The 25560-nt window shown below is 65.8% G+C and carries 25 protein-coding genes; 17 read left to right on the forward strand and 8 right to left on the reverse strand.

Annotated elements, in window-relative coordinates; translation table 11 throughout:
- The first annotated feature begins 117 nt into the window (after positions 1 to 117).
- The 4 genes from gatC (at position 118) to ACX36O_RS00640 (ending at position 4736) form a co-directional block, all read left to right on the forward strand.
- On the forward strand, positions 118 to 420 hold the full coding sequence (gene gatC, locus ACX36O_RS00625) for an Asp-tRNA(Asn)/Glu-tRNA(Gln) amidotransferase subunit GatC (protein ID WP_213362339.1): 303 nt from the start codon (positions 118 to 120) through the stop codon (positions 418 to 420).
- A 58-nt stretch (positions 421 to 478) separates the two neighbouring features.
- The gene (gene gatA, locus ACX36O_RS00630) at positions 479 to 1972 is read left to right on the forward strand and encodes an Asp-tRNA(Asn)/Glu-tRNA(Gln) amidotransferase subunit GatA (RefSeq protein WP_371686866.1); all 1494 of its coding nucleotides are present in this window, start codon (positions 479 to 481) and stop codon (positions 1970 to 1972) included.
- A gap of 4 nt (positions 1973 to 1976) precedes the next feature.
- Complete coding sequence (gatB, locus tag ACX36O_RS00635; protein ID WP_371686867.1) at positions 1977 to 3434, forward strand: Asp-tRNA(Asn)/Glu-tRNA(Gln) amidotransferase subunit GatB; 1458 nt, start codon at positions 1977 to 1979, stop codon at positions 3432 to 3434.
- A 93-nt stretch (positions 3435 to 3527) separates the two neighbouring features.
- The gene (locus tag ACX36O_RS00640) at positions 3528 to 4736 is read left to right on the forward strand and encodes a benzoate/H(+) symporter BenE family transporter (protein ID WP_371686868.1); all 1209 of its coding nucleotides are present in this window, start codon (positions 3528 to 3530) and stop codon (positions 4734 to 4736) included.
- A gap of 35 nt (positions 4737 to 4771) precedes the next feature.
- On the opposite strand, the gene ACX36O_RS00645 is transcribed toward ACX36O_RS00640, so the two are convergent.
- The 3 genes from ACX36O_RS00645 to ACX36O_RS00655 all read right to left on the reverse strand — a co-directional run bounded on the left by ACX36O_RS00645 (position 4772) and on the right by ACX36O_RS00655 (position 7834).
- Positions 4772 to 5485, reverse strand: coding sequence for an anaerobic ribonucleoside-triphosphate reductase activating protein (locus ACX36O_RS00645; RefSeq protein ID WP_371686869.1), 714 nt, complete (start codon positions 5483 to 5485; stop codon positions 4772 to 4774).
- The gene (gene nrdD, locus ACX36O_RS00650) at positions 5475 to 5669 is read right to left on the reverse strand and encodes an anaerobic ribonucleoside-triphosphate reductase (protein ID WP_371686870.1); all 195 of its coding nucleotides are present in this window, start codon (positions 5667 to 5669) and stop codon (positions 5475 to 5477) included. Before nrdD ends, ACX36O_RS00645 begins: the two co-directional genes overlap by 11 nt.
- A 122-nt stretch (positions 5670 to 5791) precedes the next feature.
- Positions 5792 to 7834 carry a ribonucleoside triphosphate reductase gene (locus ACX36O_RS00655; protein WP_488359899.1) on the reverse strand — a complete coding sequence of 681 codons (2043 nt, stop codon included), beginning with the start codon at positions 7832 to 7834 and terminating at the stop codon, positions 5792 to 5794.
- A gap of 174 nt (positions 7835 to 8008) precedes the next feature.
- Here ACX36O_RS00655 and gshB point away from each other — a divergent pair, with 174 nt between their 5' ends.
- From gshB to ACX36O_RS00670, 3 genes are all read left to right on the forward strand, one after another.
- Positions 8009 to 8983 (forward strand): glutathione synthase, encoded by a 975-nt coding sequence (gshB, locus tag ACX36O_RS00660; protein ID WP_488359900.1) that lies wholly within the window; start codon positions 8009 to 8011, stop codon positions 8981 to 8983.
- A gap of 401 nt (positions 8984 to 9384) precedes the next feature.
- Positions 9385 to 11250, forward strand: a complete 1866-nt coding sequence (locus tag ACX36O_RS00665; RefSeq protein WP_371698419.1) for a tetrathionate reductase family octaheme c-type cytochrome — start codon at positions 9385 to 9387, stop codon at positions 11248 to 11250.
- Between the two features lie 2 nt (positions 11251 to 11252).
- Positions 11253 to 11918, forward strand: coding sequence for a cytochrome b/b6 domain-containing protein (locus ACX36O_RS00670; RefSeq protein ID WP_488359901.1), 666 nt, complete (start codon positions 11253 to 11255; stop codon positions 11916 to 11918).
- Between the two features lie 77 nt (positions 11919 to 11995).
- Here ACX36O_RS00670 and ACX36O_RS00675 read toward each other — a convergent pair whose 3' ends face one another.
- The gene (locus tag ACX36O_RS00675) at positions 11996 to 13417 is read right to left on the reverse strand and encodes a sigma-54 interaction domain-containing protein (protein WP_488359902.1); all 1422 of its coding nucleotides are present in this window, start codon (positions 13415 to 13417) and stop codon (positions 11996 to 11998) included.
- Positions 13418 to 13562: 145 nt separating this feature from the next.
- Here ACX36O_RS00675 and cydP point away from each other — a divergent pair, with 145 nt between their 5' ends.
- From cydP to ACX36O_RS00710, 7 genes are all read left to right on the forward strand, one after another.
- Entirely contained in the window at positions 13563 to 13739 is a 177-nt protein-coding gene (gene cydP / locus ACX36O_RS00680) for a cytochrome oxidase putative small subunit CydP (RefSeq protein WP_213362351.1), read from the forward strand.
- Positions 13736 to 15307 carry a cytochrome ubiquinol oxidase subunit I gene (locus ACX36O_RS00685; RefSeq protein WP_488359903.1) on the forward strand — a complete coding sequence of 524 codons (1572 nt, stop codon included), beginning with the start codon at positions 13736 to 13738 and terminating at the stop codon, positions 15305 to 15307. Before cydP ends, ACX36O_RS00685 begins: the two co-directional genes overlap by 4 nt.
- Before the next feature lie 12 nt (positions 15308 to 15319).
- Entirely contained in the window at positions 15320 to 16462 is a 1143-nt protein-coding gene (gene cydB / locus ACX36O_RS00690; RefSeq protein WP_371699276.1) for a cytochrome d ubiquinol oxidase subunit II, read from the forward strand.
- Positions 16463 to 16492: 30 nt separating this feature from the next.
- Entirely contained in the window at positions 16493 to 16615 is a 123-nt protein-coding gene (cydX, locus tag ACX36O_RS00695) for a cytochrome bd-I oxidase subunit CydX (RefSeq protein ID WP_213362355.1), read from the forward strand.
- On the forward strand, positions 16612 to 16884 hold the full coding sequence (locus tag ACX36O_RS00700) for a cyd operon YbgE family protein (RefSeq protein WP_213362356.1): 273 nt from the start codon (positions 16612 to 16614) through the stop codon (positions 16882 to 16884). The genes cydX and ACX36O_RS00700 overlap by 4 nt, the downstream gene beginning before the upstream one ends.
- A 141-nt stretch (positions 16885 to 17025) precedes the next feature.
- A complete protein-coding gene (locus ACX36O_RS00705) occupies positions 17026 to 17430 on the forward strand; it encodes a DUF302 domain-containing protein (RefSeq protein WP_488359904.1) in 405 nt (134 codons plus the stop codon).
- 16 nt (positions 17431 to 17446) lie between these two features.
- Positions 17447 to 18580, forward strand: coding sequence for an NAD(P)/FAD-dependent oxidoreductase (locus ACX36O_RS00710; RefSeq protein WP_488359905.1), 1134 nt, complete (start codon positions 17447 to 17449; stop codon positions 18578 to 18580).
- A 91-nt stretch (positions 18581 to 18671) separates the two neighbouring features.
- On the opposite strand, the gene ACX36O_RS00715 is transcribed toward ACX36O_RS00710, so the two are convergent.
- From ACX36O_RS00715 to queA, 4 genes are all read right to left on the reverse strand, one after another.
- Complete coding sequence (locus ACX36O_RS00715) at positions 18672 to 19004, reverse strand: rhodanese-like domain-containing protein (protein WP_250131081.1); 333 nt, start codon at positions 19002 to 19004, stop codon at positions 18672 to 18674.
- A gap of 128 nt (positions 19005 to 19132) precedes the next feature.
- Positions 19133 to 20308 (reverse strand): tRNA guanosine(34) transglycosylase Tgt, encoded by a 1176-nt coding sequence (tgt, locus tag ACX36O_RS00720; RefSeq protein WP_488359906.1) that lies wholly within the window; start codon positions 20306 to 20308, stop codon positions 19133 to 19135.
- 109 nt (positions 20309 to 20417) lie between these two features.
- The gene (locus ACX36O_RS00725; RefSeq protein WP_213362360.1) at positions 20418 to 20588 is read right to left on the reverse strand and encodes a hypothetical protein; all 171 of its coding nucleotides are present in this window, start codon (positions 20586 to 20588) and stop codon (positions 20418 to 20420) included.
- A gap of 192 nt (positions 20589 to 20780) precedes the next feature.
- Positions 20781 to 21881: a tRNA preQ1(34) S-adenosylmethionine ribosyltransferase-isomerase QueA gene (queA, locus tag ACX36O_RS00730; protein ID WP_488359907.1), complete on the reverse strand. Its 1101-nt coding sequence runs from the start codon at positions 21879 to 21881 to the stop codon at positions 20781 to 20783.
- Between queA and recG the strand changes: the two genes are divergently transcribed.
- The 3 genes from recG (at position 21880) to ACX36O_RS00745 (ending at position 25444) form a co-directional block, all read left to right on the forward strand.
- Complete coding sequence (gene recG / locus ACX36O_RS00735; RefSeq protein WP_371686425.1) at positions 21880 to 24036, forward strand: ATP-dependent DNA helicase RecG; 2157 nt, start codon at positions 21880 to 21882, stop codon at positions 24034 to 24036. The genes queA and recG overlap by 2 nt on opposite strands.
- Before the next feature lie 112 nt (positions 24037 to 24148).
- Entirely contained in the window at positions 24149 to 24658 is a 510-nt protein-coding gene (locus ACX36O_RS00740; RefSeq protein WP_213362804.1) for an NUDIX hydrolase, read from the forward strand.
- A 6-nt stretch (positions 24659 to 24664) separates the two neighbouring features.
- Entirely contained in the window at positions 24665 to 25444 is a 780-nt protein-coding gene (locus ACX36O_RS00745) for a sulfite exporter TauE/SafE family protein (RefSeq protein WP_488359908.1), read from the forward strand.
- The last annotated feature ends 116 nt before the right edge of the window (positions 25445 to 25560 follow it).

A 25560-nucleotide genomic window follows, 5' to 3' on the forward strand; every position in this document is an offset into this window, starting at 1 on the left:
CGACAGGGTGTTTCCGACATTTTGTCGCGCTTGCCGCGGGGTGGATGCTGCATTGCAACATGCGCCGCCGGGCAGGCCGTTCCAGGCCCGATGGCAGACCCGAAATGGATGGATCGCATGCCGCTGACTCCCGAAAATATCGCCTTCATCGCCAGGCTCTCGCGCCTGGCCCTGACCCCGGATGAAACCACCGGCATGGTCAATCACCTGAACCAGTTCTTCGACACCGTGGTGGCCCCGATGCAGGAGGTGGATACCACCGGTCTGCAGCCCATGGCGCACCCGACCGAGGCCATGCGCGAAGTGGCGCTGCGCCTGCGCGAGGACGTGGCCAGCGAGCCCAATCAGCGCGAGCTGAACCAGCGCAGCGCCCCGGCCGTGGAAAACGGCCTGTTCCTGGTGCCCAAGGTCATCGAATAATGGTTTACGGGTTCGAGTCTCCCCCCGAGCGTCGAGCCCTCCACACAAAGCACACAGCATGAGCGACTTCCACACGCACACCGTGACCGGCTTGAGCCGGTTGCTGGCCGACAAGCAGGCCAGCGCCACCGAGCTGGCACAGCATTTCCTGGCGCGCAGCCAGGCCCGCGCCGATCTGGGCGCCTATCTGAGCATTGACGCCGAAGCCACGCTGGCCCAGGCGAAGCTGGCCGACGAGCGCCGCGCCAACGGCCAGGCCACGCCCCTCACCGGCGTGCCGATCGCGCACAAGGACATCTTCGTCACGCGCGACTGGCCGACCACCGCCGGCAGCAAAATGCTCGAAAACTACCGCAGCCCGTTCGATGCCACCGTGGTGGCGCGCCTGGGCTTCGGCAACCGCGACCAGGGCGGCCAGGACGATGGCGCCGGCATGGTCACGCTGGGCAAGCTCAACTGCGACGAATTTGCCATGGGCTCGGGCAACGAGAACTCGGCCTATGCCAAGGCGCACAACCCCTGGGACGTGGCGCGCGTGCCGGGCGGCTCTTCCGGCGGAAGTTCGGCCGCCATCGCCGCGCGCCTGGCCCCGGCCGCCACCGGCACCGATACAGGCGGATCGATCCGCCAGCCCGCGGCCTTCTGCGGCATCACCGGCATCAAGCCCACCTACGGTCGCGCCAGCCGCTACGGCATGGTGGCCTACGCCTCCAGCCTGGACCAGGCCGGCCCGATGGCGCAGACCGCCGAAGACTGCGCGCTGCTGCTGAGCGCCATGTGCGGCGTGGATGCCGACCGCGACTCCACCTCGCTCGATGTGCCGGCAGAAGACTTCAGCCTCAAGCTGAACGACAGCATCGAGGGCCTGCGCATCGGCGTGCCGAAGGAATTCTTCGGCGAAGGCCTGGATGACGACGTGCGCGCAGCCATCGAGGTCGCGCTCAAGCAGTACGAGCAGCTTGGCGCCAAGATCTGCGAAATCAGCCTGCCCACCGCGCCAGTCTCCATTCCGGTGTACTACATCATCGCCCCGGCCGAGGCCAGCAGCAACCTGAGCCGTTTCGATGGCGTCAAGTTCGGCCATCGCGCCAGGGATTTCACCGACCTCGCCAGCATGTACGAGAACACGCGTGATGAGGGCTTCGGCGACGAGGTCAAGCGCCGCATCCTGACCGGCACCTACGTGCTGAGCCACGGCTACTACGACGCCTACTACCTGAAGGCGCAGCAGATCCGCCGCCTGATCGCCAACGAATTCCAGCAGGCCTTCGCGCACTGTGACCTGATCGCCGGCCCGGCCGCGCCCAGCGTGGCCTGGAGGATCGGCGCCGACAAGGATCCGCTGGACGATTACCTGGCCGACATCTTCACCCTGCCGGCCTCGCTGGCCGGCCTGCCGGGCATGAGCCATCCGGTCGGTTTCGGCAATGGCGGCATGCCGGTCGGCCTGCAGCTGATCGGCAACTACCTGCAGGAAAGCCGTCTGCTCAACGCCGCCCACCGTTTCCAGCAAGCCACCGACTGGCACAGCCGCACGCCCGAGGGAGTCTGACACCATGACCCAACAATCCAAGTCGCTGCTGGTGCAGGGCTACGAAGTCGTGATCGGCTTCGAGACGCATGCCCAGCTCTCCACCCAGAGCAAGATCTTCAGCCGCGCCAGTACCGCCTTCGGCGCCGAACCCAACACCCAGGCCTGCGCCGTGGACATGGCGCTGCCCGGCACGCTGCCGGTGATGAACCGCGCCGCGGTCGATCGCGCCATCCGCTTCGGCCTGGCCGTGGGCTCGCACATCGCGCCGCGCAGCATCTTTGCGCGCAAGAACTACTTCTACCCCGATCTGCCCAAGGGCTACCAGATCAGCCAGTTCGAGATTCCGGTGGTGCAGGGCGGGGAAGTCCGCTTCTACGTGGGCGACGAGCCGCACACCGTGCGCCTGGTGCGCGCGCACCTGGAAGAGGACGCAGGAAAGTCGCTGCACGAGGACTTCCATGGGCAGAGCGGCATCGATCTGAACCGCGCCGGCACGCCGCTGCTCGAGATCGTGACCGAGCCCGACATGCGCAGCACCGAAGAGGCTGTGGCCTATGCCAGGGAGCTGCACAAGATCGTGACCTGGATCGGCATCTGCGACGGCAACATGCAGGAAGGCTCGTTCCGCTGCGACGCCAACGTCAGCGTGCGCAAGCCGGGCGCGCCGCTGGGCACGCGCCGCGAGATCAAGAACCTGAACAGCTTCAAGTTCATGCAGCAGGCGATCGACTACGAGATCCGCTGGCAGATCGAGCAGATCGAGGACGGCCACGCGATCCAGCAGGCCACCGTGCTGTTCGATCCGGATACTGGCGAAACGCGCGCCATGCGCACCAAGGAAGACGCAGCCGACTACCGCTACTTCCCCGACCCCGACCTGCCGCCGCTGCTGATCGCGCGCGACTGGGTGGAGCAGGTGAAGGGCGAAATGCCCGAGTTGCCGCGCGCCATGGCGACGCGCTTCGTGGCCGACTACGGCCTGCCCGAATACGACGCCAGCCAGCTCACGCTGAGCCGCGAGGTGGCCGCCTACTTCGAAGACACCGCCAAGGCCAGCGGCCAGCCCAAGCTGAGCAGCAACTGGGTCATGGGCGAACTCTCGCGCCGCCTGAATGCGGACGAGAAGGACGTGACGCAGAGCCCGGTCGGCAGCGAGCAGCTGGCCAAGCTGATCCAGCGCATTGCCGATGGCACCATCAGCAACGCCGCCGGCCGGCAGGTGTTCGAGGCGCTGTGGACCGGTGAATCCGCCGACGTGGATGCCACCATTGAGGCCAAGGGCCTCAAGCAGATGAACGACACCGGTGCGCTGGAGAAGATCATTGACGAGGTGATTGCCGCCAACCCGGGCAACGTCGAACAGTACAAGGCCGGCAAGGATAAGGCCTTCAACGCGCTGGTCGGCCAGGTGATGAAGGCGAGCAAGGGCAAGGCCAATCCGGGGCAGGTGAACCAGCTGCTCAAGCAGAAACTGGGCTAAGTAAAAGGACAGATTCGCCTGCGGGCTACGTTCTGTCACAATGCACGTTTACCCGGCGGAAGGTTCCGCCGGCGCACGCAGAATCGACTCCTTATGCAATGGGCCAGCAACCTCTCGCCACGCCAGTGGTGGGCTGATCTTTCCGTGACCGCCTTTACGGCGGGCTTTGTCGCGACGCTGGTGGGCTTCACCAGTTCGATCGCCATCGTCTTCAGCGCGGCGCGCGGCTTCGGCGCCACGCAGGGTGAGATTTCGTCCTGGATCTGGGCGCTGTGCATTGGCTGCGGCCTGACCAGCCTGCTGCCCTCGCTGTGGATGCGCAAGCCGGTGATGATTGCCTGGTCCACCCCCGGTGCGGTGGTGCTGGCCACGGCGGCGGCCGGGGGCCAGTTCCATATCGCCGATGCGGTGGGCGCCTTCATCGTCAGTTCGCTGCTGATCACGCTGTCCGGCGTGAGCGGCTGGTTCGAGCGCATCATGCACCGCATTCCGCTGGCGGTGGCGGCGGCGCTGCTGGCCGGGGTGCTGGCGCGCTTTTCCATGCAGGCCTTCAGCGCGGCCGGCACCGAGCGAGGGCTGGTGGTGACCATGCTGCTGGTGTATCTGGCGGGCAAGCGCTTCAGCCCGCGCTATGCGGTGGTCTGGACGCTGCTGGCGGGTGTGGCGTATGCGGCATTGCGCGGCATGCTGGACTGGTCCTCGGTGCACATCGGACTGGCGCAGCCGGTATTCACCTATCCGCAGTTCGGCCTGCAGGCCATCGTCAGCCTGGCGCTGCCGCTGTTCATTGTCACCATGGCCTCGCAGAACCTGCCGGGCGTGGCGGCGATCCGTGCGGCCGGCTACGACATGCCGGTGTCGCCACTGATCACCATGACCGGCTTCGCTTCGCTGATTCTGGCGCCGCTGGGCGGCTATGCGCTCAACCTGAGCGCCATCACCGCCTCGATCTGCATGGGGCCGGAGGCGCATCCGGATCCGGCCAAGCGCTACATGGCCGCTGTCGTGTGGGGGCTGTGGATGCTGGTGATCGGGATTTTCGGCGTGGCGGTGACGGGGCTGCTGGTGGCGTTTCCGGAGCAACTGGTGCAGGCGATTGCCGGCCTGGCGCTGCTCTCGACCATTGGCACCAGCCTGATGCTGGCGCTGGACCAGCAGAGCCATCGCGAGGTGGCTGTGATCACCTTTCTGGTCACGCTGAGCGGCGTGGAGCTGCTGGGTGTGGGTTCGGCCTTCTGGGGTGTGGTGGCCGGGGTGGTGGCGCTGCTGATCCAGGATTACGCGCCGCGGCGCCGGGTCTGACCTTGCTTGCTGGCCAGACTGTCTCCCATGCGCACTTAACGCCGTAGCGTAAAACGCGCGAACAGGGTGTTGAGCTCGGCCAGCTGCTCGTCCTGCAAGGTCCAGAGGGGTGCGTCGGCACTGCGGCACTCCTGCAGCGCCCATTGCTGCACGCCACGGTCCGAGAGGGCGCGGGCCAGTTGCAGCAGCTCTTCCACATCAAACAGGCCGGCATGCCAGGTGGTGCGCACCTCATGGTCGATGCCGCTGGCCAGCAGCCAGTCCAGCGCTTCCCAGGGTTTGCTGCCGCTGGCGGGCGTGGCGGTGAGGAAAGCGTAGCGCGCGGGCAGCGCCTTGATGTCCAGGCCCACCCAGTCCAGCAGGGGCAAGGCAGTGACCAGCCGCGGCAGATACATGCCGCCAGTATGCAGCCCGGTCTGCAGGCCGAGCTCTCGGCAGGCTTGCAGCGCCGCGGGCAGGGCTGCCTGCAGCGTCGGCTCGCCGCCCGAAAACACGACACCGTCGAGCAGGCCCAGGCGTTGCTGCAGAAAGCCGAGGGCATCGCTCCAGGATAGCTGCGCCGGCGTGTCGGCAGGGAGCAGTTCCGGGTTGTGGCAATAGCTGCAGCGCCAGGGGCAGCCCTGGCAGTACAGCACCGCGGCCAGCCGGCCCGGAAAGTCGATCGTGGTCAGCGGCGTGAGGCCGCCCAGACGCAGCGCCGTTGCCGGAACCGTGCCCGGGCAAGCCGGTATGTGCAGCTCAATCCGCATGCGTGGAGCTACGGGCAGTGGCTTCGGCAAAGAAGCGGCGCTCGCCATGCTCCCCCTGCTTGCCGATGTTGAAGCTGGCCACGGGACGGTGGTAGCCCATCACGCGGGTCCAGACCTCGCAGGGCTGGCGCTCGTGGTCTTCCAGCTGGACGGTTGGGGCGGACAAGGTGGAGGTGTGAGACATGGGAGGTCCTTTCTTTGGGGGTGGATAAAAGAGGGCGGTATGCAAGGCAACGGGTCTACAGCTGAAACCCGCAGCCGGTAGTCGGCCTGAGGCATCAGGCATCAGGCATCAGGCATCAGGCATCAGGCATCAGGCAGTGCTTCCGTTTCCTGTAGACGCTTGCGTTTCTCCGCCAGCCGCTCGGCATCGCACTTCGGACAGAATGCATGTTCGCCGGCCAGATAGCCATGCACCGGGCAGATAGAGAAGGTAGGCGTGACGGTGATGTAGGGCAGGCGAAAGCGCGTGAGGGCGCGGCGCACCAGTTCGCGGCAAGCCTCGCCGCTGGACAGGCGCTCGCCCATGTACAGATGCAGCACGGTGCCGCCGGTGTAGCGCGACTGCAGCGCCTCCTGCCGGGACAGCGCCTCGAACGGATCGTCGGTAAAGCCGACCGGCAGTTGCGAGGAGTTGGTGTAGTACGGCTGCTCGGGCGTGCCGGCCTGCAGGATCTGGGGCCAGCGCTTGCGGTCCTCGCGCGCAAAGCGGTAAGTGGTGCCTTCGGCTGGTGTGGCCTCGAGGTTGTAGAGATGGCCGGTTCGCTCCTGGAAGCTGACGATGCGCGCACGCACATGGTCGAGCAGGCGCAGGGCGAAGTCGTGGCCCCAGGGGCTGGTGATGTCGTGCGCATCCTGCGTGAAGTTGCGCACCATCTCGTTGATGCCGTTCACGCCCAGCGTGGAGAAGTCGTTGCGCAGCGTGCCCAGGTAGCGCTTGCTGTAGGGGAACAAACCCTGGTCCATCAGGCGCTGGATCAGCTTGCGCTTGATTTCCAGGCTCTGGCAGCCCAGCTCCAGCAGGCGGTCCAGCGCGGCCAGCAAGGCCGGCTCGTCGCCCGCGTGCAGCAGGCCCAGGCGTGCACAGTTGACGGTGACCACGCCGATGCTGCCGGTCTGCTCCGCGCTGCCGAACAGACCGTTGCCGCGCTTGAGCAGCTCGCGCAGGTCCAGCTGCAGGCGGCAGCACATGGAGCGCACCATGTTGGGCGAAAGTTCGGAGTTGATGAAGTTCTGGAAGTAGGGCAGGCCGTACTTGGCCGTCATCTCGAACAGGCGCCCGGCGTTCTCGCTTTCCCACGGGAAGTCCGGCGTGATGTTGTAGGTCGGGATCGGGAAGGTGAAGGCGCGGCCCTTGGCGTCGCCGGTCATCATCACGTCCATGTAGGCCCGGTTGATCATGTCCATCTCGACCTGCAGCTCGCCATAGCTGAAGGGCATCTCTTCGCCGCCGATCACGGGGATCTGCCCGCGCAGGTCTTCCGGGCAGGTCCAGTCGAAGGTGAGGTTGGTGAATGGCGTCTGCGTGCCCCAGCGCGAGGGCACGTTGAGGTTGTAGATCAGCTCCTGCAGGCACTGCCGTACCTCGGCGTACGACATGGCGTCCTTGCGGATGAAGGGTGCCATGTACGTGTCGAAGGAGGAAAACGCCTGCGCGCCCGCCCATTCGTTCTGCAACGTGCCGAGGAAGTTGACGATCTGCCCCACCGCCGAAGACATGTGTCGCGGCGGCGCCGACTCCACCTTGCCCGGCACGCCGTTCAGGCCTTCGTGCAGCAGCGTGCGCAGCGACCAGCCGGCGCAGTAGCCGCTGAGCATGTCCAGATCGTGGATGTGGAAGTCGCCATCGCGGTGCGCCTGGCCGATCTCGGGCGGATAGACGTGCGACAGCCAGTAATTGGCCGTGACCTTGCCCGACACGTTGAGGATCAGCCCGCCCAGCGAGTAGCCCTGGTTGGCATTGGCGTTGACGCGCCAGTCGGCCCGCGTGAGGTATTCGTTGATGGAGCTTTCCACATGCACCAGGGTTTCGCGGTCGGCGCGCAGGGTGGCGTGCTGCTGGCGGTAGGTCATGTAGGCGCGGGCGGTGGCGAGTTGGTTGGCGGCAATCAGGGTTTGCTCCACCACATCCTGGATCTGCTCGATCTGCGGGCTCTGGCCGGCAAAGCGGTGCGCCAGTACCTTGACGGCCTGGGCGGCCAGCAGGGCGGCTTCGTCCGCGCCGTATTCGCCGCTGGCAGTGCCGGCGCGCTGCAGCGCCGAGCGGATGCGAGCGGCATCAAAAACAGCGCTCTGGCCGTTGCGCTGAATCACTGCCGCGGGCAGTGTGGTCGGGGTTGTGATCTCCATGATTTCCACCTGAACACTATATGTGTGGTGGATGATAGATATCAAACACTAGATGTGGTATTGATCGAAATCAAACTTTGTCACATGGAAATCATTGCCGGGTACCGAACGCTTGCAGCAAAAAGGGAAACCCCTTGTCTGCCTGCAGGGCAAAGCTCCGCGTAAACTGCAGGCATGAACCTGCTTTTCGTTGTCGATCCCATCGAGTCCTTCGTCATCTACAAGGACACCACTTTTGCCATGATGCGCGAGGCGCAGGCGCGCGGGCACCGCATCAGCGTGTGCGAGCCGCGCGACCTGCACTGGAGCGCGCACTCGGCCAGGTCGGCCGGCCTGGTCACGGGCGCGGTGCGCGACATCATCCTGACCGGAGAGCGGCCACAGTGGTTCCGTTCCGTGCAGTCGGGCAGCGAGCGGCGCCGGGCGGCGCTGCGCGACTTCGACGCGGTGCTGATGCGCAAGGATCCGCCCTTCGACAGCGAATTCTTCTACTGCACGCACCTGCTGAGCCAGGCCGAGCGCGAGGGCGCGCGCGTATTCAACAAGCCGCAGGCACTGCGCGAACACTCCGAGAAGCTGGCCATTCTCGAGTTCGAGCAATTCATTGCACCGACGCTGGTCACGCGGCGCGAGGCGGACGTGCGCGCCTTCCATGCCGAGCACAGGGACATCATCCTCAAGCCGCTGGACGGCATGGGCGGCATGGGCATCTTCCGCGTGGGTGCCGACGGCCTGAACCTCGGCAGCATCATCGATACCCTGAATCAGGGCGGCACGCGTACGCTGATGGTGCAGAAATTCCTGCCCGAGATCGCCGAGGGCGACAAGCGCGTGCTGATCATCGATGGCGAGCCGGTGCCGTTCTGCCTGGCGCGCATTCCGCAAGGGGGCGAAGTGCGCGGCAACCTGGCCGCCGGCGGCAAGGGCGTGGCCGAGCCGGTGACCGAGGCCGACATGGCTACGGCACGCGCCATCGGGCGGGAACTGGCACCGCGCGGCCTGCTGCTGATCGGGTTGGACATCATCGGCACCAGAGTCACCGAGATCAACGTGACCAGCCCCACCTGCTTCCAGGAAATCAACGACCAGATGCAGTGCAACGTGGCGGCGCTGTTCATCGATGCACTGGAACGTGCCGTTAATACCTGATATACAAAAGAATGCATCCTTGTGACAAGGGAATGAAAGTCTCTTGACGGCCCGGTCTTTGCCCCATGGCAAGCCTCGGGTCGCTTGATTCCGCACTGAATTAGTGGGGAAAGCATGGCACAGCGCGGGCTTTCTGCCCGTTTGCGCACAAAACACAACGCCGGGAATACCCTTTGTAAGCAAATGGTTTATAAAATGTAAAAATATTTTTTGGTAAACCGTGGGTTACACCCAAAAGGTTGCTTCCGGCTGGCATACTGGAACCTGTGAAAGCGGTACACCTGCAGTAGTGTGTGCGACAGATCACTGGGTGCCGGATGCATGTGCAGGCGTTCCAACTTCTGATGAGGTTCGGCTTTCCGTGGATGCGGAAAGCGGTTCAGTAAAGGAACAGGTGCCATATGCCATCCAGACTTTCAGCCACTCTCTCGGCCTGGCGCGCCTCGGCAGCGCGCAGCAGCCGGGCACTCCGCCAGGAGGGGCCCGGCCAGCCGGTTTCCCGCTTCCTGCAGCCCAAGCGCAGCCTGCCGCTGCTGGGACTGCTGTTTGCCCTGGTGGCCGCACCGGGCCTGCAGGCACAGCAGCCCGCCAGCGCCGCTGCCAGCGCTGCGCCCAAGGTCGCACCTGCCAGCCAGCCGGCCTCCGTCGCGGCCACGCCGGCATCGGCTGCGGTTGCGCCGGCCTCTGCCGCTTCAGGCACCTGGAAGGCTGCCCCCAACATCAAGATGCCCACCAAGGGCACGGCTGACCACACCAAGTTCAAGGAGCTGCAGGGCCCCTTCGCCAGCGGTTCCGAAGTAACCAAGGTCTGCCTGAGCTGCCACACCGAGGCCGCCACGCAGGTCATGGGCACGCGCCACTGGACCTGGGACTACACCAACCCCGATACCGGCCAGGTGCTGGGCAAGAAGACCATGCTCAACGGTTTCTGCATCGGCAACCGCTCCAACGAGCCGCTGTGCCAGGGGTGCCACATCGGCTATGGCTGGAAGGACAAGAATTTCGACTTCAAGGACCAGAGCAAGGTCGACTGCCTGGTCTGCCACAACACCCTGGGCGGCTACAAGAAGATGCCCGGCACCGGTGGTGAAGTGCCGGTGGTGCGCACCGAAAACCCGCCCGGCTCCGGCAAGTTCATCGAACCGGTGGACCTGGCCCTGGTGGCCCAGCATGTGGGCAAGACCAGCAACCGCACCTGCGGCAGCTGCCACTTCCTGGGCGGCGGTGGTGACGGCGTCAAGCACGGTGATCTGGACACTTCGCTGAACAAGGCCGACAAGGCGCTCGATGTGCACATGGCCAGCAAGGCCAAGGGCGGCCAGGGCTTCCAGTGCGCCACCTGCCACCAGGCCGACTCGCACGCGATTGCCGGCAGCCGCATCAACATGACGGCCTCCGACCCGCACGGCGCCCGCATCCGCGGTGACGGCATGAGCGGCCGCAACGCTGCCACCTGCCAGTCCTGCCACGGCGACAAGCCGCACAAGGAAAGCCTGCTCGACGCACAGCGCCTGAACAACCACAGCAACAAGCTCGCCTGCCAGACCTGCCACGTGCCGGCCATGGCCCGCGGCGGCATCGCCACCAAGATGACCTGGGACTGGCAGAAGGCCGGCCAGCTCAAGGATGGCAAGCCCTTCATGAAGAAGGACGAAAAAGGCAACGTGGTCTATGACAGCAAGAAGGGTTCCTTCACCTTCGGCGAAAACGTGGTGCCCGACTACATCTGGTTCAACGGCAAGGTCAGCTACACCCTGCAGGGCGAGAAGATCAATCCCAAGGAACTGGTGAAGATCAACAGCTTCCTGGGCAGCCCGGATGACCCGAATGCCCGCGTCTGGCCGGTCAAGCGCTTCATCGGCAACCAGCCCTACGACACCGTCAACAACGTGCTGCTGGTGCCCCACGTGACCGGTGCCCCTGCAGATGCCGCCTACTGGAACACCTTCGACTGGAACAAGGCCCTCGACGTGGGTGCCAAGGCCACCGATACCAACTTCAGCGGCAAGTACGACTTCGTGAAAACCGAAATGATCTGGCCCATCACGCACATGGTGGCGCCCAAGGACAAGGCCGTGGCCTGCATCGAATGCCACAGCCCCAACGGCCGCCTCAAGGATGTGCCCGGACTGTACGTGCCTGGTCAGGTGCAGTTCCCCTGGCTGGAACGCATCGGCTGGATCGCCGCCGGTCTGGCGGTGCTCGGAGTGCTGCTGCACGCCACGCTGCGCCTGCTGTCGCGTAACAAGAAAACTTCGGGAGTGTGATCATGGCTGAACCGAAACTCCATACCGTGGCCCCGGCCCAGGCCGGGCAAGCAACCCGCATCTACATCTTCAAGGGCTATGAACGCCTGTGGCACTGGATGCAGGCCATCCTGATCAGCCTGATGCTGGTCACCGGCTTCGAAATCCACGGCACCTACCAGTTGCTGGGCTTCGATGCTGCGGTGCGCCTGCACACGCTGGCCGCCTGGATCCTGATCGTGCTGTGGCTGTTCACGCTGTTCTGGCACGTGACGACCGGCGAATGGCGCCAGTACTCGCCCACCACGACCAAGATCGGTGCGATGATGAAGTTCTACGCCTCGGGCATCTTCCGTGGCGAAGAGCATCCCTACGAAATCACCGCCGCCAAGAAGCACAACCCGCTGCAGCGCATGACCTACCTCGGCCTGCTGGTGGTGGTGCTGCCCCTGGTGTGGATCAGTGGCCTGCTCTACATGTTCCGCGCCTACTGGCCGGCGCTGGGCCTGGAAAGCGTGCTCAGCCTGTACTGGGTGGCCGTGGCCCATACCGCTGGCGCCTTCATGATCCTGGTCTTCCTGATCATGCACCTGTACCTGATCACCACCGGCCATACCGTGGGTTCGCAGCTCAAGGCCATGATCACGGGGTGGGAAGAGCTTCCTGGCGCCGGCGAACGCAAGGCCTGAGTCTCCTCCGACGGGGCGCTGGCAGCGCCCCTTGAAGCCAGCCGGAGCGGCATATGCCCCACCGGCTTTTTTGTGGCTCAGGCGGAGTGGCCGGTTTCCTGCTGCAACTGGCGCAGGCGGCGGTACAGCGTGCGCTCGCTGATGCCGAGCGCGCGCGCCAGCTCTGCGCGATTGCCCGCATGGCGCTGCAGTGCCTGCAGCAGGGCCTGACGCTCGAGTTGCTGCAGGGTTGCGACAGGCGCCGCACGGAAAGCGCTGCCAGCGTCGGCAAGGGCGGTGGTGCCGTGGCCAGGGGAGGCCGCGGAGGCGGGCAGACTGTACGCACCGGGCAGGGCCGCAGCAGCTTGCCAGGCCGTTGCCTCGGGCTGCAGTGCCTGCGCCATCAGTGCCGCATCCAGCACCTCGCCATCGGCCAGCAGGCAGGCGCGCTCCAGCACATTGCGCAGCTCGCGCACGTTGCCGGGGAAGGGCCAGGTCTGCAGGCAATGCAGCGCAGCGGCACTGAGCCGCATGTCGCGCCCCGGTGCCAGGCGTTGCAGCAGGTGCGCGGCCAGCGCGGGAATGTCCTGCACCCGCTCGCGCAGCGGCGGCAGCCGGATCGGAAAGGTGGACAGGCGGTAGTACAGGTCCTGGCGGAACTTGCCGGCAGCCACCATGTCGGGCAGGCTGCGGTGCGAGGCCGAGATCAGCCGCACATCCACATGGCGCAGCTCGGTGCTGCCGACGCGGCGGTAGGTGCCGGTTTCGAGCAGGCGCAGCAGCTTGACCTGCATGGACAGTGGTATGTCGCCCACCTCGTCCAGGAACAGGGTGCCCCCGCTGGCAGCCTCGACCAGACCGGGCTTGCTTTGCGAGGCACCGGTAAAAGCGCCTTTCTCGTGGCCGAACAGTTCCGATTCGAACAGGGTCTCGGCCAGGCTGGCGCACTCCACCACCACGAAGGCATGGCTGCGCCGGTTGCTGCTATCGTGCAGCGCATGCGCCACCAGTTCCTTGCCGGTGCCGGATTCGCCGTGCAGCAGCACGCTGGCCTCGGAGGGCGCCACGCGCGACACCATTTCCAGCATGCGGCGGAAGGCCGGCGAGGTGCCGGTTAGCCGGGGGCCGCCCTCGGGTGCATGCATGCGCAGCGGCTCCATCTTCTCGATGAAGTAGCGCAGCTCGCCGCGGGCATTGCGGATGGGCGCCAGTTCGATCTGCACGTATTCCTCGCCCTGCGGCGTATGGTGCAGGTGCAGCACGCGCTCGCGCTGGCCGGATTGCAGCGCCTGCGCCAGCGGGCAGGTTTCACCGGCCTGGTCGCAGGGTACATCGGAGCGGTGCGAGGCTTCGTGGCAGCGCTGGCCGATGATGGCGGCGCTGTGGCCATAGATGCGCTGGTAGGCGGCATTGGCAGCGCGGATGCGGTAGGCGCTGTCGCAGACGATGTGCGGCTCGGGCAGGCTGTCGAGGTAGGACAGCATTTCATGCGGCAGCGTGTCGGTGGGGACGGGTGACATGCCTGTCATTCTGGCAGAAATGCTGTCAGAATGACAGTGGCATTGACACGGGTCAAGACTTTGGCGAACAGCAGCCGTTTGCAAGCCCTTGTTTTCTGCCGTATTTGCAAGTTGGCACGATTCTTGTATGGATGGAGGCATGCGCATGCAATGGTCTGATTCCGCACTCGTGCGCCACCTGGTCTGGGTGGTGCTGGTCAAGCTGGTCCTGCTCACGGCCATCTGGTGGGCGTTCTTCCGCAGCGAGCGGGTGCAAGCCGACGCGGGCAGCACGGCAGCGCACGTTCTCGTCTCCCCCTCATCGTCAGGAGCTTCGCAGTGATATCCGAACAACTGGTTGACTTGTCGCGGCTGCAGTTTGCCGCCACGGCCATGTACCACTTCCTCTTCGTGCCGCTCACGCTCGGCATGGTCTGGCTGCTGGTGATCATGGAAAGCGTTTACGTGATGACCGGCAAGGTCATCTGGAAGGACATGACGCGCTTCTGGGGCAAGCTGTTCGGCATCAACTTCGCCCTGGGCGTGACCACCGGCATCACGCTGGAATTCCAGTTCGGCACCAACTGGGCCTATTACTCACACTATGTGGGCGACATTTTCGGCGCGCCGCTGGCGATCGAGGGGCTGATGGCCTTCTTCCTCGAATCGACCATGATCGGCCTGTTCTTCTTCGGCTGGGACCGTCTGAGCAAGCCGCAGCATTTGCTGGTGACCACGCTGATGGCCATCGGCACCAATCTGTCGGCGCTGTGGATCCTGATTGCCAACGGCTGGATGCAGGCCCCGGTGGGCGCCGAGTTCAACTTCGAAACCATGCGCATGGAGATGACCGACTTCATGGCCATCGTGTTCAACCCGGATGCGCAGGCCAAGTTCGTGCACACCGTGTCGGCCGGCTACGTGACGGGTGCCATGTTCGTGCTGTCCATCTCGGCCTGGTACCTGCTCAAGGGGCGCAACGTGGAGTTTGCCAAGCGCAGTTTCCGCGTGGCGGCTGCCTTTGGCCTGGCGTCCATCCTGTCGGTGATCGTGCTGGGAGATGAATCCGGCTATACCGTGGGCGAGGCGCAGCAGACCAAGATGGCCTCGCTCGAGGCGATGTGGGAAACCGAGCCGGCGCCGGCCGGGCTCAAGCTGGTGGCCGGCATCAACGAGGCCGAGCAAAAGAACGACTGGGAGATCGAGATTCCGTGGGTGATGGGCATCATCGGTACGCGCTCGCTCGACCGGCAGATTCCCGGCATCCACGATATCAAGCAGAAGAACCGCGAGCGCATCGAGCGCGGCATTCCGGCCGTGGTGGCGCTGGAGGCCCTGCGCAAGGACCGCAACGATGCCGAGGCGCTGCGCGTGTTCAAGGAACACCAGAACGATCTGGGCTTCGGTCTGCTGCTGAAGAAATACACCACCGATGTGCGCCAGGCCACGCCCGAAATGATCCAGAAGGCGGTGGACAGCACGGTGCCGCGCGTGACGCCCATGTTCTGGAGCTTCCGCATCATGGTGGGGCTGGGCTTTCTGATGCTGGCGCTGTTCACGCTGGCGTTCTGGGAAACGCTCAAGGGTCGATTCAGCGAGAAGCGCTGGCTGCTGCGCTGGGCGCTGTGGATGCTGCCCGCGCCCTGGATCGCCGCCGAACTGGGCTGGTTCGTGGCCGAGTACGGCCGCCAGCCCTGGACCATCTACGGCGTGCTGCCGACGCACCTGTCGGTGTCCACGCTCAGCGTGGAGAGCCTGTATGGCTCGCTGGCGGGCTTCGTCGGTTTCTACACGCTGTTGCTGATCATCGAGATGTACCTGATGATCAAGTTCGCCCGCAAGGGGCCGGGCAGCCTTGGCACCGGACGCTATGACAACGACGTGGCACAGCAGCCGCGCACGCAGGCCTGAGGAGGACACACCATGCTGGACTATCCAACCCTGAAAATCATCTGGTGGCTGCTGGTGGGCGTGCTGCTGATTGGCTTTGCCATCATGGACGGGCATGACATGGGCGTGGGCACGCTGCTGCCCTTCGTCGGCAAGACCGACGACGAGCGCCGCGTGGTCATCAACTCGGTGGGCATGCACTGGGAGGGCAACCAGGTCTGGTTCATCACCGGCGGCGGCGCCATCTTTGCCGCCTGGCCGCTGATCTACGCCACGGCCTTCAGCGGCTTCTACTGGGCCATGATGGCCGCGCTGTGGGCGCTGTTCTTCCGGCCGGTCGGCTTCAAGTACCGCAGCCTGCTCAAGGACGCGCAGTGGCGCCGCAGCTGGGACTGGGGCCTGTTCGTCGGCGGCTTCGTGCCCCCGGTGATCTTCGGCGTGGCTTTCGGCAACCTGCTGCAGGGTGTGCCGTTCCAGTTCAACGAGCTGCTGATGGTGAACTACACCGGCAGCTTCTGGCAACTGCTCAATCCGTTTGCACTGCTGGCCGGCATCGTCTCCAGCGCCATGATCACGCTGCAGGGCGCAGTCTATCTGGCGCACCGCACCGAGGGTGCGATCCAGCGCCGTTCCGCAACGGCAGCGCTGTGGTCGGCCGTGCTGATGGTACTGGCTTTCGTGGGCGCCGGCCTGTGGCTGCGCTATGGCGGCATCCAGGGCTATGCCATCACGTCCGTGGTGGATCCGGCCGCGCTGCCCAACCCGCTGGGCAAGACGGTGGAACGCAGCGCCGATGGCTGGTGGATCAACTACGCGCGGCAGCCGCTGCTGTGGCTGCTGCCCTTGCTGGGCATCGCCGGGGCCCTGTTGGCCGCGCTGCTGACCAGGGCAGGGCGCACGCTGACGGCCTTCGTGCTGTCCTCGCTCGCCATCGTGGGCGTGATCGGCACGGCAGGGGCGGCCATGTTCCCGTTCCTGATGCCCTCGTCCTCCCATCCGGATGCCAGTCTGACAGTGTGGGACAGCGTCTCCAGCCACCTGACCCTGGGAGTGATGTTCTGGGCCACGCTGATCTTCATGCCGCTGATCATCTTCTACACCGGCTGGGCCTACCGCGTGATGCGCGGCAAGATCACGGTGGAGCAAATCCGCGCCAATGACCATTCGGCCTACTGAGGCCAACGCCAAGCAACAAGGAGAAAACGCATGTGGTATTTTGCCTGGGTCCTGGGCGTCGGCTTTGCCGTGCTGCTGGCCATCCTGAACGCCATGTGGGGCGAGAACGAGGAGGCCCGCGCCGAGGCCGCGCAGCGCAAGGACGGCGCATGAGCGAGGCGACAGGCAGCCGCGGCCTGCGCTGGCCCAGCCTGCTCGCCGGCATCGGCATCATGCTGGGCATCACGCTCTATCCGCTCGGCATCACGCATGCCGATGGCAGCGCCGACCATGGCATGGCGCTGCTGCTGTGCTGGTCCATGGCGGCGGGCATCGTGCACGGGGTTGGCTATGTGCCGCGCTTCTGGCTGTGGCGCTGGCTGCTGTCCGGCTGGGCCTGTCTGCTGGCCCTGCTGGGCGCAGTGGCGCTGAAACTGCTGTGACAGGGTGGCCGGATTGGCAGACAATGGGCGCACGGGCCGGCGGCGCATATCCCGACCGACCCGTGCTGCACAACAATTAAAGTTTGTGTAAACTGTAGGACTCACCAAGGGCCACTGGCTGGCCCGGATCGGACTGCCGCCATGTCGCTTCCCAGCTATGCCCTGACCGTCGAACTGCAGCGCCCGTTTGCGGCGGCGTTGGCAGACCTGCGCCAGGCGCTGGAAGCCGAAGGCCTGCAGATTCTGCACGCCCTCGACCTGCAGGCCGGCCCGATGCCGGAGGCGCCCCCGCAGCAGTTGCTCGGCCTCTGGGCCGCGCCGCTGGGCGAAGCCATGCATGCCGAGCCGCAACTGGGCGCGCTGCTGCCGCTGGGTGCCTACGTGGTCGCCGTGGCGCCCGGCCATACCCATGTGGCCCTGCAGGATCCGATGCTGCTGGCCGCCCAGACCCGCAACAGCGAGGTGCGCAAGGCCTGCAAGACGCTGTACATCAGCCTGCGCCGTGTGGTCGACCGTCTGATGCTGGGCCCGCGCATCACTTTCTGATCGCCTGGAACCTGCCATGCCCAACACCCACATCACCATCCTCGGCGCCGGCTTCGGTGGCCTGTCCAGCGTGCGCATGCTGCGCAAGCAGGGCTTCAGGGGCCGCATCACCGTGGTAGCGCCGCGGGCCGAACTGCACTACCTGCCCGGCACCATCTGGATTCCCAGCGGCCTGCGCACGCGCGAGCAGCTGGTGGTGCCGCTGGACAACTTCTTCCGCCGCATGCAGGTGGAGCATGTGGCCGCGCAGGTGACCGGCCTGTCGGACGATGCGCGCACTGTGCAGACCAGCAGCGGCATGGTGCAGACCGATGCCCTGATCGTGGCCTCGGGCGGGCGCTTCATCCGCAAGCTGCCCGGCATCGAGCATGCGATCACGCCCTGCGAGGGCATCGCCGCGGCCGAGCAGATCCGCGACCGCCTGCGCGCCATGCAGGGCGGCACCATTGCCGTCGGCTTCGGCGCCAATCCGAACGAGCAGAGCGCAGTGCGCGGCGGGCCGATGTTCGAATTCCTGTTCGGCATCGACGAGCAGCTGCGGCGCGAAGGGCGGCGCGACAAGTTCCAGCTGGTGTTCTTCAACCCCTCGCCGCGCCCGGGCAACCGCCTGGGCGACAAGGCGGTGGACCATCTGCTCGGCGAAATGCAGCGGCGCAACATCCGCACGCACCTGGGCCACAAGATGGTGCGCTTCGAGGCCGACAAGGTGGTGACCGAAGGCGGTGAATTTGCCGCCGACCTGATCCTGTTCATGCCCGGCCTGACCGGCCCAGCCTGGCTGGACCAGAGCCCGTTGCCGCGCTCGCCGGGCGGCATGGTGCAGGCCGATGCGCACTGCAAGGTGGCCGGCTTCGACAAGGTCTATGTGGTGGGCGACAGCGGCAGCTTTCCGGGGCCGGACTGGATGCCCAAGCAGGCGCACATGGCCGATCTGCAAGCCGAAGCCGCGGCCGCCAACCTGCTGGCCGAGTTGGCGGGCAAGCCGGCGCGGCGTGGTTTCAAGGTGGAGCTGGTGTGCATCATCGATGCGATCGACCAGGGCTCGCTGGTGTACCGCACCGAGCAGCGCAACGTGCTGCTGCCCTCCACGCGCGTGTTCCACTGGGCCAAGCGTGGCTTCGAGCGGCGCTATCTGGCGCAATATCGCTAGACCTTGACGGGTGGAGAAATGACGCCCTGCCGGCGAGGCGGGCAGGGCGGTGTGGCCGGGCGCGCAGGCCCGTTAGAGGCATCAGGCAGGATCAGCCTGCGACCAGCGGCTTGCCGAACACGGCAGCCACTTCCTGCGGGCTGCCGCCGTTGGTGACGCGGCTGTAGCCCATCTGCGCGAGCAGGGCCTGCGCCATGCTGGAGCGGCCACCGCTGGCGCAGTACACCACTATCGGCTGGTCCTTGTCCTCCACGGGCACGGGGCAGCCACTCATCAGGTCGCTCAATGGCAGCAGCAGCGCGCCCTGCACATGGCCCATCTGGAATTCTCCGGGGCTGCGTACATCGACGATCACGCTGTCAGCGGGCACATCGGCCATCTTGTTGCGCGCCATGTCGGCACGCAGTTGTTCCAGCCAGTTCATGGCGCTCCATTCATTTGCAGGTACGTTGGGCGCACGGAACCTTGTCCGCGCAATCCGATAGTTTATAAATAAATAGAGCGACTCGTCCAGCAATCAAGTGAGCGGGACGATGCATGTGCAACAGCGTTTTACACCCCGCGGGCGCGGTCGGCGTGGAACTGCGTCACGAAGACATCGAAGCGGTTGGCATCCATGGCATCACGCATCTCCTGCATCAGGTTCAGGTAGTAGTGCAGGTTGTGGATGGTGGTGAGCATGGGGCCGAGCATCTCGCCGCAGCGGTCCAGATGGTGAAGATAGGCACGCGAGAAGCCGCCACGGCCGCCTTCGGCATAGGGGATGCCGCTTTCGCCGGCGCAGGCATAGCAGGTGCAGGTTTCATCCAGCGGGCGCGGGTCGGTCTTGTGGCGCGCGTTGCGGATCTTCAGGTCGCCGAAGCGCGTGAACACGTGGCTGTTGCGCGCGTTGCGCGTGGGCATCACGCAGTCGAACATGTCTACGCCGTGCTGCACGCCGTACACCAGGTCTTCGGGCGTGCCCACGCCCATCAGGTAGCGCGGCTTGTGTGCGGGCAGGCGGTGCGGCGTGTAGGCCGTGAGGCGCAGCATGTCCTCCTTCGGCTCTCCCACGCTGACGCCGCCCACGGCATAGCCGGGGAAGTCCATCTCGACCAGCTGCTCCAGCGATTCCTGGCGCAGGTGCTCGTACATGCCGCCCTGCACGATGCCGAACAGGGCGTTGGGGTTTTGCAGGCGCGCGAATTCGGCGCGGCAGCGCTGCGCCCAGCGCAGGCTCAGCTCCATGGAGGCGCGCGCCTCGCGTTCGGTGGTGAGGTGGCCCTTGGTTTCGTAGGGCGTGCACTCGTCGAACTGCATCACGATGTCGCTATTCAGCATGGTCTGGATCTGCATGCTGATCTCGGGCGTGAGGAACAGCTTGTCGCCATTGACGGGGCTGGCGAATTTCACGCCTTCCTCGGTGATCTTGCGCATCTCGCCCAGGCTCCAGACCTGGAAGCCGCCGCTGTCGGTGAGGATGGGCTTGTGCCAGTTCTCGAACTGGTGCAGGCCGCCGAAGCTCTGCATGATGTCCAGGCCGGGGCGCATCCAGAGGTGGAAGGTGTTGCCCAGGATGATCTGCGCGCCCATGTCGTGCAGGCTGCGCGGCATCACGCCCTTGACGGTGCCATAGGTGCCGACGGGCATGAAGATGGGGGTTTCGACCACGCCGTGGTTGAGGGTCATGCGGCCGCGGCGCGCCTTGCCTTCGGGGCCATGGGTGGAGAGGAGATCGAATTGCAGCATGCGTGGAATTGTAGGCGCGCGCTGCCGGCGTACGCGCAGAAACGACAAAGCCACCCGCGAAGGGGTGGCGTGGGGGCAACTGCGGCCAGCGTGCCGGCGCTGGCGGGACTTACTGCTGCTGTGTGCCTTCGGTGGCGATGGATTGCACCGCCTGCTGCGTGCCACGCACGTCAGCACCGGTTTGCGCCTTGTCGGAACGGTCCCAGGCCCAGGCGGCGAACACGCTGAAACCCATCAGAAATACCAGCGACACGGCGAGGCGGCCAAGCAGAGAGAACATTGCAGAATCCTTCTTGTGAACGCATCCATTGTGCATCAAGCTGAAGCGCCTGGTGTAGGCAATGTTCGCCGGAGCTTGTAAAACTGTGAAGAAATACCGTAACTTGGATGTGCTTCGTGAGGATGATCCGAGTTGCTGCGATGCAACAAGATCCCGTGCAAAACAGTCAGGATTAAGTCAGGCAAGGCGGGCTCAGGCAGCGTCTGCCTTGCGCTGCAGCAGCATGGCGTCACCATAGCTGAAGAAACGGTAGCGCTGTGCAATCGCATGCTGGTAGAGCGCCATGATCTGCCCGTAGCCGGCAAAGGCGCTGACCAGCATCATCAGCGTGCTCTTGGGCAGGTGGAAATTGGTAAGCAGCATGTCCACGGTACGGAACTGGTAGCCGGGGGTGATGAAGATGTCGGTATCGCCCTGGGCTTGGCCGCAGGTGGCCCAGCTTTCCAGGGCGCGCACGCTGGTGGTGCCCACGGCCAGCACGCGGCCGCCGCGGGCGCGGCAGGCAGCGATGGCATCGGCCGTGGCCTGCGGCACCTCGTAGCGCTCGAAGTGCATCACGTGCTCGGCGATGTTCTCGGTCTTGACCGGCTGGAAGGTGCCGGCACCCACGTGCAGGGTGACGCTGGCGCGCTGCACGCCGGCTGCGTCGAGCGTGGCGAGCATGGCTTCGTCGAAGTGCAGCGCGGCGGTCGGGGCGGCGACGGCGCCGGGACTGCGGGCGAACACGGTCTGGTAGCGGCGCTCGTCCTCGGCACTGTCGGCGTGGGTGATGTAGGGTGGCAGCGGCACATGGCCGTGCTGCGCCATCAGGGTGTAGGGATCTTCGCTGAACTGGAAGCGGAAGATCGGGCCGTCTGCGTTGGGCCAGCGGCCGAGCAGGGTGGCGGTAAAGCCGCCGTCCATCTGCAACACGGTGCCGGGCTGCGGCTTCTTGCTCACCTTCATGTGGGCGGCCACGGTATGGGGCAGGTCCGGCTCGTGCAGCACGCGCTCGACCAGCAGTTCCAGCCGGCCGCCGCTGGGTTTGTGGCCGAACAGGCGGGCTTTCACCACCTGCGTGTCGTTGAACACCATCAGGTCACCGGCGCGCAGCAGGGCGGGCAGCTCGCGGAACTGGCGGTCCTGCGGGGCCGGGCCGGTGCCGTCGAGCAGACGCGAGCCGGTGCGCTCGGCAGCGGGGTGCTGGGCGATCAGTTCGGGCGGCAGGTGAAAATCGAAATCGCTGAGGGTGAAGCGGGAAGGAGCGCTGGGCATGGCGGGGCGGACAGGGAAAAACAGGCAGAATTGTCCCATGTCCGAGTCCCCTGCGCCCGTTTCGGCTCCCAAGCCGCTGTCTGCCATGCAGAAGGCCCTGCGCAAGCTGGGTCTGGTGGGGCCGATGGATTTTGCCTTGCACGTGCCGCTGCGCTACGAGGACGAGACGCGCATCACGCGTCTGCGCGACGCGCGGCCGGGCGAGGTGGTGCAGATCGAAGGCGTGGTGACCTCGTGCGAGGTGACGTTCCGGCCAAGGCGGCAGCTGATCGTGACGGTGGACGATGGCACGGACGTGTGCACGGCGCGCTTCTTCAATTTCTATCCGAACCAGCAGAAGGCCCTGGCCGACGGGCAGCGCGTGCTGCTGCGCGGCGAGGTCAAGCCGGGTTTCATGGGCTGCACCATGCTGCACCCCTCGTTCCGCGCGGCCGGGGGCGAGCTGCCGGACGTGCTCACGCCGGTCTATCCCTCGTCCGGCAATCTGCCGCAAGCCTACTTGCGACGTGCCGTGCAGGGCGGGCTGGAGCGCGCGCAGGCGGCGGGGTTGCTCGGCGAGACAGTGCCGGCCGAAGCCCTGCAGGACCTGGGGCGGCAGTTGCACCAGCCGCCCTGGGCGCTGGGGCCGGCGCTGCGTTATCTGCACCATCCGACGCCCGATGTGTCCGTGGCAGCGCTGGAGGACCGCAGCCATCCGGCCTGGCTGCGGCTGAAGGCGGAGGAGTTGCTGGCGCAGCAGTTGTCGCAGGCGCAGGCGCATCTGGAGCGCGAGCGCCTGCAGGCACCGGCCCTGCCGCTGCGCCGCGGTGGCCTGCACGAGAAGCTGCTGGCGGCCTTGCCGTTCAGCCTGACCGAAGCGCAGCGCCGCGTGGGCGAGGAGATCGCGCGCGATCTGCAGCGCGGCCTGCCCATGCACCGCCTGCTGCAGGGCGATGTCGGTTCGGGCAAGACGGTGGTGGCAGCGCTGGCGGCGGCGATCTGCATCGATGCGGGTTGGCAATGCGTGCTGATGGCGCCGACCGAAATCCTGGCCGAGCAGCATTTCCGCAAGCTGCTGGACTGGCTGACGCCGCTCGACGTTGGCGTGGCCTGGCTGACGGGCAGCCAGAAGACGAAGGAGCGGCGCGAGATGCTGGCGCGCATCGCCAGTGGCGAGGCGCAGCTGGTGGTGGGCACGCATGCGGTGATCCAGGACAAGGTGCAGTTTCACAAGCTGGCGCTGGCCATCATCGACGAGCAGCATCGCTTCGGCGTGCAGCAGCGGCTGGCCTTGCGGCAGAAGATGCAGGGTGCGGCCGTGCCAGTAAGCGCGGGCGATGCTTCCTCAGGGGCTGCATCTTCCGGGCATCCCGTGGTTCAGGAACCCCATCTGCTGATGATGAGCGCCACCCCCATTCCGCGCACGCTGGCGATGAGCTATTACGCCGACCTGCATGTGAGCACCATCGACGAGCTGCCGCCGGGCCGCACACCGGTGCTGACCAAACTGATCAGCCAGCAGCGTCGCGACGAGGTGATCGCGCGCATTGGCCAGCAGCTGGCCGAAGGCAGGCAGGTGTACTGGGTCTGTCCGCTGATCGAGGAAAGCGAGGCGCTGGACCTGCAGAACGCCACCCATACCTGGGAAGACCTGCAGCAGGCGTTGCCTGGCGTGCAGGTGGCCTTGCTGCACTCGCGCCTGCCCACGGCGGAGAAGAAGGCCATCATGGAAGCCTTTTCGAGTGGCGCCACCGGCGTACTGGTGAGCACCACCGTGATCGAAGTGGGAGTGGATGTGCCCAATGCCAGCCTGATGGTGATCGAGCATGCCGAGCGCTTCGGCCTGAGCCAGCTGCACCAGCTGCGCGGGCGCGTCGGGCGCGGTGCCGCGGCCAGCGTATGCGTGCTGCTCTACGCCACCAACGAATCCGGCCGCGTCAGCGAGACGGCACGCGAACGGCTGCGTGCCATGGCAGAGACCAACGACGGCTTCGAGATTGCGCGGCGCGACCTCGAAATCCGTGGCCCCGGCGAACTGCTGGGCGCGCGCCAGAGCGGCGCTCCGCTGCTGCGCTTTGCCGATCTGGAGCAGGATGCGCTGCTGCTGGACTGGGCGCGCCACTGGGCGCCGCGCATGCTGCGCCAGCATCCCGCGTTGGCCGAACGCCATCTGCAGCGCTGGCTGGGTGGCCGGGCGGAGTACCTCAAGGCGTGACAATTGCCGCGCTGCCATGGGGCAAGCTGCGGCAATTCCAGTGATAATGAATGGTTATCCACGGCAGCGGGCATGGGGTTCGCTGTCGGTCAACCATCTTGACAAGCCGACCATGGAAACCCGCTGGACCCCCCGAGTCACCGTGGCCGCCGTGCTGGAGCGCGACGGCAAATTCCTGCTGGTGGAAGAGCGCCAGACGCGCGGCCTGGTGCTGAACAATGCAGCGGGCCACCTGGACTGCGGTGAATCGCTGACACAGGCCGTGGTGCGCGAGGTGCTGGAAGAAACCGCGCACGACTTCACGCCCACCTCGCTGGTCGGCGTCTACCTGTCGCGCTACCAGGGCCATGATCCGGTCCGTGGCCGCGACCGCGATTTGACCTTTCTGCGCTTCACCTTCTGCGGCACACTGGGCGATTTCCACCCCGATCGCGTGCTGGACACCCCGATCGAGCGCACCCTGTGGCTCACCCCCGAGGAAATCCGGGCCAGCACGTCACGCCATCGCAGCCCCATGGTGCTGCGCTCGCTCGAAGACTATCTCGATGGCCACCGTTTCCCGCTGGACACCATCTACGCGCACGAGAGCGTGTTCGATCCGGCCGCGTTCGAGACGCGCTGACGCGGCATGCTGGGCGGCATTGATCTGACTACCCTGGGCGTGCTGCTGCTGGCCGCCTTTGGCGCCGGCGTGCTCAATGCCATTGCCGGTGGCGGCAGCTTCCTGACCTTCCCGGCGCTGGTCTGGGCCGGCATTCCACCGATCCCGGCCAACGCCACCAGCGCCATCGTGGTGGCGCCCGGCTATCTGGGCAGCACCTTGGGCTTCCGGCAGGAGCTGGGTGAGCTGCCGCGCCGCACGCTGCGTAACGATGCCCTGGTGTCGGCAATTGGCGGTGTGGCGGGGGCGCTGTTGCTGCTGGTGACGCCGGCGAAGGTGTTTGCCGGCATCGTGCCCTGGCTGCTGCTGTTTGCCACCGTACTGTTTGCTCTTGGTCCGCGCATCGGGCGCTGGGTGGGAACGCACCATGCCGAGGGCAGTGCCGGCCAGCGCTGGCGCCTGCCCGCGCTGTTGCTGGTGGCCGTTTATGGCGGCTATTTCAATGGCGGGCTGGGCATTCTGCTGATGGCCATGTACCTGCTGGTGGGCGAAACGCGTCTGCATACCGTTAACGCGCTCAAGAACCTCGATTCGCTGGTGCTGTCGATCGTGTCGGTGGCGGCGTTTGCCTGGGCTGGCGCGATTGTCTGGCAGCATGCGCTGCCGATGATGGTGGCGGCCACCGTGGGCGGTTTTGCCGGGGCCGGCATGGCGCGGCGCCTGCCGCTGGCCTGGGTGCGCGCCATCGTGATCGGTACCGGTGTGGTGATGAGCGTGCTGTTCTTCATGCGCACCACGCAGGCCTGACAGCGCGACGCCGCGCCACGAAGCGGCCGGTTTGCTGCCCTGGCTCAGACTTGTGCGCCCGAGGCCCTGTGCGCAGGCAGGTGCCCGGGTCTACACTCGGAGTTGCAGAAGAACAG

The sequence above is a fragment of the Brachymonas sp. KE5 genome, assembly GCF_057773645.1.

What these genes read in the sequence shown, in the direction of transcription:
- ACX36O_RS00670 (WP_488359901.1), top strand. Translation starts at nt 11,253, where the DNA reads ATGGCTGAACCGAAACTCCATACCGTGGCCCCGGCCCAGGCCGGGCAA.
- ACX36O_RS00665 (WP_371698419.1), top strand. Translation starts at nt 9,385, where the DNA reads ATGCCATCCAGACTTTCAGCCACTCTCTCGGCCTGGCGCGCCTCGGCA.
- queA (WP_488359907.1), bottom strand. Translation starts at nt 21,881, where the DNA reads ATGGGACAATTCTGCCTGTTTTTCCCTGTCCGCCCCGCCATGCCCAGC.
- ACX36O_RS00675 (WP_488359902.1), bottom strand. Translation starts at nt 13,417, where the DNA reads ATGTCACCCGTCCCCACCGACACGCTGCCGCATGAAATGCTGTCCTAC.
- ACX36O_RS00645 (WP_371686869.1), bottom strand. Translation starts at nt 5,485, where the DNA reads ATGCGGATTGAGCTGCACATACCGGCTTGCCCGGGCACGGTTCCGGCA.
- gatA (WP_371686866.1), top strand. Translation starts at nt 479, where the DNA reads ATGAGCGACTTCCACACGCACACCGTGACCGGCTTGAGCCGGTTGCTG.
- ACX36O_RS00725 (WP_213362360.1), bottom strand. Translation starts at nt 20,588, where the DNA reads ATGTTCTCTCTGCTTGGCCGCCTCGCCGTGTCGCTGGTATTTCTGATG.
- ACX36O_RS00705 (WP_488359904.1), top strand. Translation starts at nt 17,026, where the DNA reads ATGTCGCTTCCCAGCTATGCCCTGACCGTCGAACTGCAGCGCCCGTTT.
- ACX36O_RS00715 (WP_250131081.1), bottom strand. Translation starts at nt 19,004, where the DNA reads ATGAACTGGCTGGAACAACTGCGTGCCGACATGGCGCGCAACAAGATG.
- ACX36O_RS00640 (WP_371686868.1), top strand. Translation starts at nt 3,528, where the DNA reads ATGCAATGGGCCAGCAACCTCTCGCCACGCCAGTGGTGGGCTGATCTT.
- ACX36O_RS00655 (WP_488359899.1), bottom strand. Translation starts at nt 7,834, where the DNA reads ATGGAGATCACAACCCCGACCACACTGCCCGCGGCAGTGATTCAGCGC.
- gatC (WP_213362339.1), top strand. Translation starts at nt 118, where the DNA reads ATGCCGCTGACTCCCGAAAATATCGCCTTCATCGCCAGGCTCTCGCGC.
- ACX36O_RS00700 (WP_213362356.1), top strand. Translation starts at nt 16,612, where the DNA reads ATGAGCGAGGCGACAGGCAGCCGCGGCCTGCGCTGGCCCAGCCTGCTC.
- gatB (WP_371686867.1), top strand. Translation starts at nt 1,977, where the DNA reads ATGACCCAACAATCCAAGTCGCTGCTGGTGCAGGGCTACGAAGTCGTG.
- cydP (WP_213362351.1), top strand. Translation starts at nt 13,563, where the DNA reads ATGCAATGGTCTGATTCCGCACTCGTGCGCCACCTGGTCTGGGTGGTG.
- gshB (WP_488359900.1), top strand. Translation starts at nt 8,009, where the DNA reads ATGAACCTGCTTTTCGTTGTCGATCCCATCGAGTCCTTCGTCATCTAC.
- tgt (WP_488359906.1), bottom strand. Translation starts at nt 20,308, where the DNA reads ATGCTGCAATTCGATCTCCTCTCCACCCATGGCCCCGAAGGCAAGGCG.
- ACX36O_RS00710 (WP_488359905.1), top strand. Translation starts at nt 17,447, where the DNA reads ATGCCCAACACCCACATCACCATCCTCGGCGCCGGCTTCGGTGGCCTG.
- cydX (WP_213362355.1), top strand. Translation starts at nt 16,493, where the DNA reads ATGTGGTATTTTGCCTGGGTCCTGGGCGTCGGCTTTGCCGTGCTGCTG.
- recG (WP_371686425.1), top strand. Translation starts at nt 21,880, where the DNA reads ATGTCCGAGTCCCCTGCGCCCGTTTCGGCTCCCAAGCCGCTGTCTGCC.
- nrdD (WP_371686870.1), bottom strand. Translation starts at nt 5,669, where the DNA reads ATGTCTCACACCTCCACCTTGTCCGCCCCAACCGTCCAGCTGGAAGAC.
- ACX36O_RS00745 (WP_488359908.1), top strand. Translation starts at nt 24,665, where the DNA reads ATGCTGGGCGGCATTGATCTGACTACCCTGGGCGTGCTGCTGCTGGCC.
- ACX36O_RS00740 (WP_213362804.1), top strand. Translation starts at nt 24,149, where the DNA reads ATGGAAACCCGCTGGACCCCCCGAGTCACCGTGGCCGCCGTGCTGGAG.
- cydB (WP_371699276.1), top strand. Translation starts at nt 15,320, where the DNA reads ATGCTGGACTATCCAACCCTGAAAATCATCTGGTGGCTGCTGGTGGGC.